General features: G+C 42.6%; 14 protein-coding genes. 3 read left to right on the top strand and 11 right to left on the bottom strand.

Annotated features, from left to right (window positions below; all coding sequences use genetic code 11):
- The first annotated feature begins 35 nt into the window (after positions 1 to 35).
- The 3 genes from QUA20_RS15375 (at position 36) to QUA20_RS15365 (ending at position 2362) form a co-directional block, all read left to right on the top strand.
- On the top strand, positions 36 to 230 hold the full coding sequence (locus QUA20_RS15375; RefSeq protein ID WP_333189668.1) for a hypothetical protein: 195 nt from the start codon (positions 36 to 38) through the stop codon (positions 228 to 230).
- 11 nt (positions 231 to 241) lie between these two features.
- Positions 242 to 634, top strand: a complete 393-nt coding sequence (locus QUA20_RS15370) for a Uma2 family endonuclease (RefSeq protein WP_333189667.1) — start codon at positions 242 to 244, stop codon at positions 632 to 634.
- Positions 635 to 697: 63 nt separating this feature from the next.
- On the top strand, positions 698 to 2362 hold the full coding sequence (locus tag QUA20_RS15365) for a mucoidy inhibitor MuiA family protein (protein WP_333189665.1): 1665 nt from the start codon (positions 698 to 700) through the stop codon (positions 2360 to 2362).
- Between the two features lie 306 nt (positions 2363 to 2668).
- Here the strand turns inward: QUA20_RS15365 and QUA20_RS15360 are convergent, their stop codons facing one another.
- The 11 genes from QUA20_RS15360 to QUA20_RS15310 form a co-directional block, all read right to left on the bottom strand.
- On the bottom strand, positions 2669 to 4039 hold the full coding sequence (locus QUA20_RS15360) for a diguanylate cyclase domain-containing protein (protein WP_333189664.1): 1371 nt from the start codon (positions 4037 to 4039) through the stop codon (positions 2669 to 2671).
- 59 nt (positions 4040 to 4098) lie between these two features.
- Positions 4099 to 5796, bottom strand: coding sequence for a response regulator (locus QUA20_RS15355; RefSeq protein ID WP_333189663.1), 1698 nt, complete (start codon positions 5794 to 5796; stop codon positions 4099 to 4101).
- Entirely contained in the window at positions 5786 to 8107 is a 2322-nt protein-coding gene (locus QUA20_RS15350; RefSeq protein ID WP_333189662.1) for an ATP-binding protein, read from the bottom strand. The genes QUA20_RS15355 and QUA20_RS15350 overlap by 11 nt, the downstream gene beginning before the upstream one ends.
- 174 nt (positions 8108 to 8281) lie before the next feature.
- On the bottom strand, positions 8282 to 8434 hold the full coding sequence (locus tag QUA20_RS15345; RefSeq protein WP_333189661.1) for a hypothetical protein: 153 nt from the start codon (positions 8432 to 8434) through the stop codon (positions 8282 to 8284).
- Positions 8435 to 8575: 141 nt separating this feature from the next.
- Positions 8576 to 8857, bottom strand: a complete 282-nt coding sequence (locus QUA20_RS15340) for a hypothetical protein (RefSeq protein WP_333189660.1) — start codon at positions 8855 to 8857, stop codon at positions 8576 to 8578.
- 455 nt (positions 8858 to 9312) lie between these two features.
- On the bottom strand, positions 9313 to 9600 hold the full coding sequence (locus QUA20_RS15335) for a hypothetical protein (protein ID WP_333189659.1): 288 nt from the start codon (positions 9598 to 9600) through the stop codon (positions 9313 to 9315).
- Positions 9601 to 9636: 36 nt separating this feature from the next.
- The gene (locus QUA20_RS15330) at positions 9637 to 9987 is read right to left on the bottom strand and encodes a hypothetical protein (protein ID WP_333189658.1); all 351 of its coding nucleotides are present in this window, start codon (positions 9985 to 9987) and stop codon (positions 9637 to 9639) included.
- A 307-nt stretch (positions 9988 to 10294) separates the two neighbouring features.
- Positions 10295 to 10786 (bottom strand): YajQ family cyclic di-GMP-binding protein, encoded by a 492-nt coding sequence (locus tag QUA20_RS15325; protein ID WP_333189657.1) that lies wholly within the window; start codon positions 10784 to 10786, stop codon positions 10295 to 10297.
- A 123-nt stretch (positions 10787 to 10909) separates the two neighbouring features.
- Complete coding sequence (locus QUA20_RS15320; RefSeq protein WP_333189717.1) at positions 10910 to 11326, bottom strand: MAPEG family protein; 417 nt, start codon at positions 11324 to 11326, stop codon at positions 10910 to 10912.
- A 15-nt stretch (positions 11327 to 11341) separates the two neighbouring features.
- Positions 11342 to 11845, bottom strand: coding sequence for a hypothetical protein (locus QUA20_RS15315; protein ID WP_039887610.1), 504 nt, complete (start codon positions 11843 to 11845; stop codon positions 11342 to 11344).
- A gap of 292 nt (positions 11846 to 12137) precedes the next feature.
- On the bottom strand, positions 12138 to 13235 hold the full coding sequence (locus QUA20_RS15310) for a phosphotransacetylase family protein (RefSeq protein ID WP_333189656.1): 1098 nt from the start codon (positions 13233 to 13235) through the stop codon (positions 12138 to 12140).
- Between the last annotated feature and the right edge of the window lie 153 nt (positions 13236 to 13388).

Genomic DNA, 13388 nt, shown 5'->3' with positions numbered 1-13388 from the left:
CCCGCGCTACCATTTTGAACATCAATAAAACAATCATGCTTCAAACTGTAGACAATCCAAGCACTTCTCCCGCAGTCGAACAACGTTTCACTTGGCGCGGTTTTACATGGCATCGAATCAAGACCATTCAAGCTGGTTTTGAAGACGTGCCGAATGTACGCTTATTTTATTGCGATGGAGTTTTAGAAATTGTGGTACTGGAAGGTTGCATGAAGCAATTATGTGTTTGATGGGCTTGCTAATGGGACAGTATTTTCTGCAAAGAAGAATTGTATTTTTTCCCAGCGGTACTTATAGTCGGATTGTCGAAGATCGAGTCGAGTATCAGACAGATTTGTCTTATTGTTCCGGAACTATTAAAGATGTTCCAGATTTATGTATTGAGATTGTTATCACTAGCGCTAGTCCGATTAAGCTTCAGAAATACCGACTGATGGGAGTCCCGGAAGTCTGGTTTTGGGAAGATGGCACTCTAGAGCTTTACTATCTGCGAGATGAAGGTTACGATCGCATTGCTAGCAGTAAAATACTGCCGGAGTTAGACTTGTCTTTGCTTCAACGCTGCATTTTGTTTGCTTCGCCTTTGGATGCGCTTGAGGAGTTTTCTAGAGGAATGGGCGATCGGGAAAATTGATCGATAAACTACTTTGAACAATGCTCGATCGACTAAACGGTTATTAAATAGGAGCAACTGGCAATGACTGACTCAGAAATCCTTAATTCTGATACCATCAAAACACTAGATACCAGCATATCAGAAGTTACTGTTTACACCGATCGCGCGCTGGTGACGCGCCGCGGCACGGTGGCTTTGACGGGAAACGAGCGAGAATTGGCGATCGCCTCTCTCCCCGCAACCCTCGACACAGAGTCAGTCAGGGCTACGGGTGCGGGTACAGTTGCTGTGCGACTTTTGGGAGTGCGAAGCGAAACAGTGTTTAGCAGTGAACCAGTGGACGATCGCACTGCCGAATTAACCCAACAAATCCAAGAATTAGAAACCCAAAAACGGGCAATTAACGACAAAATAACCGCCAGAAAAATTCAGCTCAAATTTGTTGAAGGTTTGAGCGAAAAAAGCGTCGGTTTCTTTTCCAGCAGCATCGCCAAACAGCAGGTAGGTTTAAACGAAACTGGCGAATTGCTCAACTTTTTAGGAACCCATTACCTAAAATACGTAAGTGCGATCGCTCAATACGAAAGACAGCAGCACGAATTAGACAAGCAAATAGAAGCTTTGCAGCAGCAGTTGTGGCAAGTACACACTCCCCATTCCCAGCAAAGTTTTAACATCATTGTTGCCATAGAAACCAGCGGCAGCGGCAATTTTGAACTAGAAGTTTCCTATGTAGTCATGCGAGCCCGTTGGACTCCCCTTTACGACTTGCGAGTAAACACTACTAACAACCAAATTAATCTCAATTACCTAGCCGAAGTCAATCAAAATACAGGCGAAGATTGGACGGGAGTAGCGGTGACTTTATCTACAGCAAAACCCGGAATGGGAACTTTGCCACCAAAACTCCAACCCTGGTTTATCGATATTGTTCACCCAAAATCTGCTCAAAACCGAGAAGTTTTGATGAAACGCAGCCGACAGACTGAGAAAGCAGAAATGGCAATAGACTTTATGGAATTAGAGATGGAAGACGAGGTACCATTGCCAATGATGGCTCTGGGCGCTGCTGCTGGCGCACCCGAACCGATAGACGCTACAACAGCGATCGCACAAGTATCTAAAGAAGGAGGCACCGTCTCATTTCAAGTAGGGGGAAATACTAATATTCCCAGCGACGGTACACCGCACAAAGTGACTATTTTTAGCGAAAATTATCCGTTTAAACCTGAATATATAGCCGTCCCGCGATTAGTCAGTTTTGCCTATTTGCAAGCAGTTGTTGTGAATCCGCTGACAGGCGCAACTCTGCTTCCCGGTAAAGCAAATATCTTTCGCGACAACACTTTTGTCGGTACTGTGCAGTTAGAAAATGTTTCCCCGGGGCAAGAATATAAAGTTAATTTAGGAATAGATGAACGGTTAAAAATAGAGCGGGAATTAGTGGAAAGACAAGTAGATAAAAAACTGATCGGCCAGCAGAGGCGCATGAGTTACGCTTATCGCTTAAATGTGACAAACTTGCATCAGGTGCAGGTACACCTGACACTAAAAGAGCAATTGCCAGTAAGTCGCAATGAACAAATTAAAGTGCGATCGACTCTCACTAATCCGAAGATAGTAGCAGGTGAAATGGGATTGCTAGAATGGATAATGTCTCTGCCGCCGCAAGCAAAGCAAGAGTTATATTATCAGTTTGTTGTCGAACATCCTCCAGATTTAGCAGTCACGGGTTTAGATATTTAATTAGGATTTACACTCTTAATCTGTAACGCCAGCTACAGCTTATACTAATTATGAAAAATATTGCTACATATCAATTAGAGACGAGCATCTGTAGGGAAACGGCACTGCCGTGTCCGGCGGGGGGTTGTGCAAATCAAAGATAATTTGTATAAAGTTGGTAATTGTAGCAAGACTATTTCCAAGTGGTATTACTTATCAAAAATTTGACGATCGGACTATCAACAAAAAACCAGGATGAATTACAACTGGCGAAAAGTCTTGTCTAACGGTATAATTCCCCCTTCCTCAAAAAAACGCCCCGATTTTTCAACAATTTGTACTCCAGCGATCGCGCCCCTGTTGTTTAGCATCGTACAAAGCTTTGTCTGCATAGGCTACCAGTGTATCTGGTTGAACTTCCAAGGTGGGTATGAGTGAGGCAATACCCAAACTGACTGTGACGATCTCCTTCACGTCAGACTCTGCATGGGGAATCGCCAGATCGTGAATTCCTTGCTGAATGTTTTGTGCCACCTTAATCCCTCCTTTTAAATCCGTATTCGCCAGAAGTACCACAAATTCTTCTCCACCGTAACGCGCTGCTAAATCGGTGGGACGACGGACTACTTTTTGTAATGTTTGCCCTATTCTAATTAAGCAATCATCCCCAGCTAGATGACCGTAGTAGTCGTTATAGGATTTGAATTTATCAACGTCAAATAAAATTAGAGACAGTGGCTGCTTTTCTGGCGCTAGGCGTTGCCATTCACTTTGAAGGCGATTGTTGAAACAGCGACGGTTAGCCACCTGAGTCAAACCATCTAGATTGGCCAGTTCGTTTAATTTTTGATTGGCATCTTGGAGAGCCAATTCTATTTGTTTGCGGGCGGTAATATCACGGATAGTAACGGAAAAACCATCTCCTAGCTTGACTGCTGCGAAGTGCAACCAGCAAGATTTTTCTGATTCATAGTAAAAATCCTGTTCTAAAGATTCCCCCGTCTCGACAATATTAACGAAGCAATTAAATAGTTTTGGCTCAATCTTAGTCAACAACTTTTTTAGTACCAATTTGCCAATTATCTCTTCACGACTGCTTTTAAAAGCTCTAGCAATCACGGGGTTGACGACTAAACACCGAAAATCCTCAATCTCCCCTGTTTCGGTGTTATGAACAGCCTGCATTGCCGCAATACCATCAAGGGAACTATTCAAAACACTAGCCAGTAAAGCCCTCGATTGATAAAGTACCTCTTCTGCTTCCCGGCGCTTAATGTTTTCTTGTTCCAGAAGCTGTTGCTGGCGTTGAATGGTTAACTGATTTTCCAGACGCGCCACTACTTCTTCGATTTGAAATGGTTTAGTGATGTAGTCTATAGCCCCTGAATCAAAGGCGGTTACTTTGTCGAAGAGATCATCTAAAGCACTAATGAAAATTACTGGAATGTGGCTAAAATCTGCATCGGCTTTGAGAGTTCTACAGACTTGATAACCATCCATTTCAGGCATCTTAACATCTAAAAGAATCACATCTGGTCGCTTTACCTTCACCGTTTTTAGTGCCATCCGCCCACTGGTAACGCTGCGAACAGTGTAGCCGAGTTTGAGGAGCGCCTCGCTTAGTAATTGTAGATTTTCTAGAAGATCGTCTACAATTAAAATATTACCTTGATTTTCAACTTGACAATCATTATTCATATCTTTCTCAATTTTAATTAGTTAGTTGTAAGTGCTTATTCAGCATCCTCAATTCACAATTATTTGGCAATGGGAATTTCAACGACAAATTCGGCTCCTTTTCCGAAATCCGAGTTACAATATAAATTGCCACCATGTTGCTCTACCACAATTTTGTGACAGATAAACAGTCCTAGTCCCGTACCTTTTCCCACGGGTTTAGTAGTAAAAAATGGATCGAATAATTGTGATTGTATTTCCTCAGAAACTCCTACACCATTATCGGATATTTTAATTAATATTTGATTTTTGTTCACAAACATAGTTTTAATTTTTATTTGTCCTTGAGCGCCGATACATTGGGTGTAAATAGAATCAATAGCATTATCCAGAAGATTCATAAATACCTGATTTAGTTGACCAGAATAACACTGAATTCTGGGCAACTGAGCATAATCTTTAGTCACGATAATTTCTGGATGTTCTGCTGTGCCTTTCAGGCGATTTTGGAGGAGCATCAGCGTACTGTCGATACCTTGATGAATATCCACTCGTTTGTATTCAGCCTCATCGTGATGGGAGAAATTCCGCAAGGACAAAACTATTCGCTGAATGCGATCGGTTCCTAGCTGCATAGAATTCAGAAGTTTGAGCAAGTCTTCTTGCATAAAATCTAGGTTAATAGCCTCAATTTCTACTTTAATTTGTATCGGGGGATCGGGAAAGTGTTGTTGATATAGTTTTACCAAATACAATAAATCTTTGAAATATTCAGTAGCAGGAATCAGATTGGCGTGAATAAAATTCACCGGATTGTTAATTTCATGGGCTACCCCTGCAACCAGATTCCCAATAGAAGACATTTTCTCACTCTGGATGAGTTGGGCTTGGGTGCGCTTTAGTTCGCGCAGAGTAAGTTCTAAATTTTTAGCTTGTTGTTGTAATTCAAATTCGGCTTGTTTGCGGGCGGTGATATCACGGATAGTAATGGAGAAACCATCTCCTAGCTTGACTGCTGCGAAGTGCAACCAGCAAGATTTTCCTGATTCATAGTAAAAATCCTGTTCTAAAGATTTTCCCGTCTCGACAATATTAGCGAAGCAATTAAATAGTTTTGGCTCAATCTTAGTCAAAAACTTTTTTAGTACCAATTTGCCAATCATCTCTTCACGACTGCTTTTAAAAGCTCTAGCAATCACGGGGTTGACGACTAAACACCGAAAATCCTCAATCTCGCCTGTTTCGGTGTTACGAACAGCCTGCATTGCCGCAATACCATCAAGGGAACTATTCAAAACACTAGCCAGTAAAGCCCTCGATTGATAAAGTACCTCTTCTGCTTCCCGGCGCTTAATGTTTTCTTGTTCCAGAAGCTGTTGCTGGCGTTGAATGGTTAACTGATTTTCCAGACGCGCCACTACTTCTTCGATTTGAAATGGTTTAGTGATGTAGTCTATAGCCCCTGAATCAAAGGCGGTTACTTTGTCGAAGAGATCATCTAAAGCACTAATGAAAATTACTGGAATGTGGCTAAAATCTGCATCGGCTTTGAGAGTTCTACAGACTTGATAACCATCCATTTCAGGCATCTTAACATCTAAAAGAATCACATCTGGTCGCTTTACCTTCACCGTTTTTAGTGCCATCCGCCCACTGGTAACGCTGCGAACAGTGTAGCCGAGTTTGAGGAGCGCCTCGCTTAGTAATTGTAGATTTTCTAGAAGATCGTCTACAATTAAAATATTACCTTGATTTTCGATTTTAGAATTAAGATTCATTGCCACTCCGGGGTTCTACTAAATCAAGAATTTGCTCAAACTTAAATTCACGTGCAAGTTTGGTCAATGATTTTATCAAACGAGTTTCTGTTTTGGGAATTTCTCCTACGACTTGTAACACGAGGTTAGTATTTGCCTCAAGTGCCGCTGCGTAGAGTTGAGTAATCCATTCTTGAGTCATACAGGTTAAATCTTCCGATGTCAAGGGGCGTGTTTCTGTATCATCCAAGACAGGAGATATTGTTTCTGCATAGATATATTTGACTCCCAAATGCTTGGCTAGTGCGTCAAAAATTGTGTGTTCAACGAAGGGTTTGCGAACAAAGTCATCACATCCAGCCGAAAGCACGATCGCCTTTTCTTCTTCCAACACACTCGCCGTTAACGCGATTACAGCCGTAGCATTGCCTTTGGTGGTAGATTTGATGTATTTTGTCGCTTCGTAGCCATCCATAACTGGCATCCTCATATCCATCCAGATTAGGTGCGGTTCCCATTCCTCCCAAATGGCGATCGCCTCTTGTCCGTTACTAGCTTCTTTCACCTCAAATCCCAAGGGACTCAACAACTTAATTAGTAATTGTCGATTAATAGATTTATCATCGACTGTGAGAATTTTGTAGCTAAGTTGACCGGGAACCAGTCCCAGAACTCTTGGATATTCTCCTGTACTCTCGCTGTTGGTTTTTTGACCCAACTTGGTCTGAATATACAATTGGAAACTTGTACCTTTTCCTAATTCGCTTTCTACAGAAATATCCCCACCCATCAATTGCACAAATTTCCGGCTAATTGCTAAACCTAAACCCGTTCCTTCCTGCAGATCTTTTCCAGCTTGAGCTTGACTAAAGGCATCAAATAGTTTTGGCAGTTCTGCTGCTGCAATACCCACCCCAGTATCGCGAATACGGAAATGCAAATTAAAAACATCTGTAGTTTCTTGTTCTCCCAGAAAGACATTCAAAGTGATTTGACCCTGGGAAGTAAATTTGATGGCATTGCTGAGTAAATTAATTAAAACCTGACGCAGTTTTACTTGATCGGTACAGATATAGCGCGGCACATTTTCTGTTCGCTGGAATACCAAATTCACTCCGGCATTATTAGCCCGCAGATGCAACATATCTTCTAAATCATTCAGCAAGATATGTAGGTCAAAGTCTGTAAGATTAAGCGTGGTTTTACCTGCTTCGATTTTTGATAAATCGAGTACATTATTAATTAGCGTTAACAGATAATCACCGCTGCGATAGATAATTCCGGCATTCTCGTATTGTTCGGGGGGCATATTTGTGGCGCGTACCATCAATTGCGAAAAGCCGAGAATAGCATTGAGGGGCGATCGCAATTCGTGGCTCATATTGGCAATAAATGTACTTTTGGCTTGATTAGCGGTTTCTGCTTTCACTGCCAACTCTCGGGAAATCTTCTCACTTTCCTGCAAAGCCATAGTACGCTGAATCACTCTTTCTTCTAATTCCGCATTAGCTTGTTGTAATTTCAAAGCCGCTTGACGATTTTCCGAAACAATCGCAGATGTCACCATCGTCGTAAGGGAAAGTACCCCCACAAATAAAAGTAGTAACAAAAGGGAATTAGTAGCCAATACCGCCTTATAAAAAACACTAATTTTATAAGCCGTAGTGATAAAAGCCATACTACAAATGGCGGTGACTAGAATAGTAGTAACTTTCTGACTAAAACGAAAAACCGACCATAAGAGAGGGGGTAAAAGTAAATATTCTACAGGTTGACTCTCAAATAAGGCAAATTTAATGACTATTCCCAAAAGAATAGCAATAATCATAAATTCTCCACTAAGCCAAGACTGCGGGGCATAAAATTTTTGTTTTTTTAAAAAAATTAACAATAAAGGTGTAAAAAGTAAGATACCTATACTATCACCAATCCACCAACCCGTGAAAGTTTTTAGAAAGTCAGACATGGGGACAATTTTTTGATAAGTGAATGAACAAGCCCCGATCAAAGCGTTGGGTAAACTAACTCCCAAAAAACTAACGGCGATAAAAATTACTACATGATTGACTTCATTAAAAGGAAATTTTGTGCGAGTTGACCGTCGAATCACAAATACTGCCAATAAATTCCAAATCGTTACACTAATACTATTGAAAACAATATTCCATAAAGTTTGGGATATCGACCAGGTCATGATTAAGGTCGCAATAAATTGACCCATAAAGATACCTAACCAACGAGAATAACCCCACTCCAATAAAGTGGCGAACATCCATCCTGTTCCGGGCCAAACGGGTGAAATATATGGTGGAATAATCGTAATACTGGACATTTTATGATTCGGGAGAAACCAACAAATTAAAGGATAAACAATGGAAACAATCAGAACTTGAAGCCACCAGTGGGGATTTTTTATTTCTAAGCCGAGACCATTTAAGAGGTTAAAAAACTGTTTTTTTGCGATCATTTTTCAGGTATCAACTTGCATTACAAAAACTGTCCAATCTCAATGATGAACCATTAAAGGTTCAATTAAATCAAGAATTTGCTCAAATTGAAATTCACGTGCTAATTTAGTCAGGCTTTTGATTAAAAATAGTTCAGTTTCAGGAATTTCCTGAATTACTTTCATAACTTTTTGTGTGTTTGCTTCTAACACAGCTTTATATAAGCTTATCATCCATTCATGGGGTCTTAAGTAGGTCGGCGCTGTAAAACGCAACTATGTAAACGATGCGTCAAGTATCAAAATCCCAAGAAAGCAGCACTAGGAGACCCTGTTTACATAAAGTTACATAGTTCAGTTTAATCCCGCCGACCTACTTACTTTAAATGTTTCTGATGTTGCTTCTGCTTTCGTTAGATTATCACCATTATGGGATTGCATTGCCTCATAAATATATTTTCCCCCTAAATGTTTAGTTAATGTTGCAAAAATTATATGTTCTTTACAACCTGCTGAAAGAGGAATCGCTCTTTCTTCTTCCACAACACTTGCCGTTAAAGCAATTATAGCTGTAGCATTGGCTTTGGTGGTATATTTGACGTATTTTGTGGCTTCGCCGCCATCCGTCACAGACATCCTGATGTCCATCCCATCTTTCGGCAGCTAAATAGATCCAGTTAAAACAACGTAAAATATAGTCGTGGATGCAGAAATCGGGTTTTCCATCGGCAGTCAGCGCCGCAGGATTTACGTCGGTTAAGTGTGACCAACTTGCAGCAAGTGCCGATAAAATTGAGACTAAAAGAGTCATTCGATTTTAGATTTTAGATTGTGGATTTTGGATTTACCCCACGGACAAATTCGGGGGCTTGAGCATTTTAGATTTTAGATTTTGGATTGATTCCACGGATAAATCACGTGGCGGGTACCATCAAGAAATTCTTGGTTATGAGTTTAGATATTAATATCAATTTCGATCGGATATTGCTACACAATTAAATTTTCTACCAATTATTGAAATTCGCCGAGCCGGATCGGGAAAGGGCAATACCGTTTCCTTACAGACGATCGCGTAAAATATATGTGTCGCACTACTTTTGAGAGTTGGTATTAGTTAACGAGCAAGCAGCTAATTTTTTCTCAGTACACAACTGCTGAAAGACTAAATCTGCGATTGATTCATAGGCTGGGGCTGTGGGGTGTACGCCATCCCGCAAATAACTTTCTACCGTGGTTTGCGGCAATTTTGACCAGGCTGCGTGAGTGTCTGTGACTGGAATTTTCAAAGCTTTTAGCCGATCGACAAGCTCAGATTTAAACCTTGGCTGATTCGGTACCGGCAGTAAATCGGAGCGATCGCAAGTATACAACACAAACAACGCAATATTCCGCTCTCGCACCAAAGCCACTATTTGCTATCGCTGCATATTTTCCCTAAACCGTTGCGCTTCGGCCACCGGCACATCAGCCACAGGGTAATTCGGCACAAAAACACTGGAAAATCGGAGCATAACGTATCTGTCAAACACTTCTTGCATTGCCAATAAGGGTTGGCGATTCGGCATCAGGGGGTTATTTTTCAACCCCGTGCTGCTACTTGGATGTTGTTGCAAATCGTGAGTACCAATTTGCAATATCACAGCATCGCTTTCAAAAGTGCCAAACTTGCAAATATATCCCAATTGATTGCCAATTCCCCAAAAGCCCGCAGAAGCATTTAGCACCTGAACCTGCTTTTTGATGCCCAACAAACGCGCTGCCAACAATTCTGTAATGTTTGTATCCGATCCGTGGTATTATTCCCATTGATCGCCGAATTTCCTGTCATCAAAATTCTCATAGTAGCTTCAGGCTTGGCTGAATCGATTTGTTCAGACCGTTGAAGAAAACTGATTGTACTGAAGTCTATTGCCAAAGCGATATACAAGTTGATTTGGTGCAAATATCTAGTCAGCATCAGCATCAGCTTGCAACAAAGCAAAATTTCCGAATTCCAGCAAGCGCAACGCAATTTCTATCGCACTCAAAGAGGCGATCGCACAACTGGGAATCCCATACTTAGCTTTGAAAAATTTACCTGTAATTTGTAAACTGCAAAGCCACCGGATAATCTTCTTGCTTCAACCGTTGAATTACCAACTGCAAATCATCTTTATCCTTGGCAGAAACGCGCACTGCATCACCTTGAATCGAACCTTGAATCTTTTTAAACTCATCTCGAATTAATTTAGTGATTTTTTTGGCAATTTCCTGGTCAATCCCTTTTTTGAGTTTGATTTCTTGACGCACCCGACTGCCGCTAGCAGGTTCAGCTTTGCCGTAATCAAAAATTTTCAAAGATAAATTGCGCTTGGCGGCTTTAGTTTGCAAAACAGTGTGAATCGCGTCGAGAGTAAATTCGCTGTCCGTATTGACAGTAATTGCTTCAGCGCCCAATTCGACGGTAGTTTTGGTGTCTTTCAAGTCGTACCGGCTTTGAATTTCCCGGACTGTTTGGTCAACAGCATTAACTAACTCTTGCCGATCGAAATCGCTGACAATATCAAATGAATAACTAGCAGCCATAAATTAGTAATTGGTAATGGGTAATTGGTAGTTGGTAATGGGTAATTGGTAGTTGGTAATTAGTCATTAATTAAGTGTCTCTTAACTAATGACTAATGACTAATTACCAGTGACTAATAACAATTAGCCATTAACAGCCATTAAACTGAAATAGAATAAAGTAGCTGTGCAAGAAGAACTAATCGCAAACATGAGCGATCGCCCCAGCGGCACATTCAGAATATAGAAAACCGAAAACAACAACCGGGCGATCGTAAAAGCGATCGCAGCCCAGCCCGCCGCCTCCGCATCTACCCCCGTCACAAAAGCCATCAAAGCCGCCGCTGAAAACAGCATAAACGTCTCAAACGAATTTTGGTGAGCCCAAGTTGCCCGCTGAGCGTAAGCAGGCAACTTCTCAAACATAGCGCGAGGGGCTGCTTGGTCGTAGCCTAGCTGCAAGCGGGCGAACGCAACCACCACAAACGGTGCGTAAACCAGCGCAGCAGCAGCAGCAATACAATCAAGCAGAATAACAGGCACAGGCAATCCCAACAGCATCATCCGCCTCGCAGTTCAATCAAAATAGAACAGAGTAACCACTTTGCGCTGTTCCTCCGCATCCTGGCAAGTTTTCAGCAAAGTGTGGCTTTCGTGAAAAGCAAAACAGATCAGTTGCTGACACCGAGAAATAATCTCCTGATTGCACATGGCGCTTGCTTCCGGGAGAGACAAGCTATCATTTTTGGGATTTTCTACCAAATGTATCACTTGTTCGAGTTGGTCGCGAGACTCCCGGGGCTGGCGGCTCATGCTTTGCGGCAAAATCACCGTCAGCAGATTAGGATCTGCTCGCATTGCCCCCCGAATTGCGGCTGAATTGGTGCCTGTAGCGCCAGAAGTGATGAGCTGATTGCCTCCCAGAACTATGGCGTAGCTCAGCATCTCAATTAGCTGCTGGTGGGTAATAGGAACGTGGCGAGAACCCAAAAGAGCAATCCGCTTGGAGCTGGTTTGCTGGATCGCCGCAAGTTCTTGTAAAAAATCATCTACTCTGGGTAGCTCAATTGATTGACTCAAAGAATTTATTAAATTAAATAAAACTACGTTGTGGATTTTAGCAGACTCACTAGCCATTGCCGCCAAAAAGAAGTTAAGAATTGCTGATTTACGAGATTTGACGAGAAGATGGGGAGATTTGAGGAAGCCAGAAGGCAGAATGTCTGAAGGCATTCGGCAGCCGGAGCTCAAAGTAGAATTCAAGAAAAATTGAGAATTTAAGAATTTTGGCTTTTTATTTATTTAAACAAAAAATTCTCTCTGCCGAATGCCTACTGCCGAATACCTTCTTGCCTGAGATCCGGCAGCCTTATTAATGGACTCGATCGCCCAGGCTCAAAGATGCCATCAGACGCTCAAGGTCAAAATGTTCTGCCATTAGCTGAGTAACGCATTCCACCTTGATCGGTTCGTGCAGCCGCACGCTGCCAAAGGTGCTGTCGATAATTTCTACCGTGGTTAAAGTATCCAAATCAACAGACAAAACTGGAATTTCCATTTCTTCTGCCCTGCCGATCACTAGGGGAGAAGGAGGCAAGTGGCCTGTCAAAATTAAGCACTGAGTCGAGCTTTCCAGAGCCGCTAGCTGAATGTCCGTGCGATCGCCCCCCGTCACCACCGCCATATTTCTCGCTTTGCGGAAATACTTAAGAGCAGAGCTAACATTCATCGCGCCAATTGTCAAGGTTTCCACCATCAAGTCCAAACGGTCTCGACGGCAGAGCACGTCAGCTTTCAATTGGTGCACCAATTCTTTGACACTGACACTGCGCAGCAAAGCGCTTCTCGGCAGCATTCCCAACACTGGAATCCCCTGTGCCTCCAGAAAAGGCCGCACAGTCGCCGTTACCGCTTCGAGTTTGTCCGAGGGAACGTCGTTGAGTACCACGCCAGCCAAGCGCGAACCCAAACGCCCCTTAGCCGACAGCAAATCGTCTATATACAGATCGATCGGGCGGGCTACCAAGAGCACAGAGGCATCAACTGCCTCAGCGACTTGAGCTAAAGACAAGTCAAACAGACTGCCTTCCTCCAAATTAGCTGGGCCTTCTAACAGCACCAAGTCTCCGCTAGGATCTTGCAAATATTGCGCTAAAGACTGGCGGTAATCTGTCTTGTCTTCTCCCCGCAAACGCTTGTGAACCGTCTCTTCGTCCAAATACAGCAGTGTGGACGGCATCTGACTTTCTGAGAGCTTCAGCGTCTCTACCGCGAACCGCACGTCTTCGTCCTCGATCCCAGCTCCCTCGGAGCTGAAACTGGTTCCCAGAGGTTTGCCGTAGGCGACGCCCAGTCCTTTTGCCCGGAGTCCGAGTGCCATCCCCAGGGCGATCGCGGACTTGCCGCTGTAAGCTTTTGTGGAACCGATCAGCAAATATTTAGTCAATTTGGGTACGCCTTCACTCCTCAATTTGCACCTGTCTATTTCAAGAATTTTAATTTATTCAACAGTATTTCTGCACTGCGACTCAATTTGGCAATGCTATTATACTCGATTTTGTCGCTTTTGCGCAGAATGTTTTTTTGATTGAAACTTTTATTCACCTGTTGATACCGCTTCTCT

Source organism: Microcoleus sp. Pol7_A1 (genome assembly GCF_036701085.1).
Classification (GTDB): Bacteria; Cyanobacteriota; Cyanobacteriia; order Cyanobacteriales; family Microcoleaceae; genus Microcoleus; species Microcoleus asticus.
Note: the sequence above shows the minus strand (reverse complement) of the source record. Positions and strands in the feature narration are given on the sequence as shown.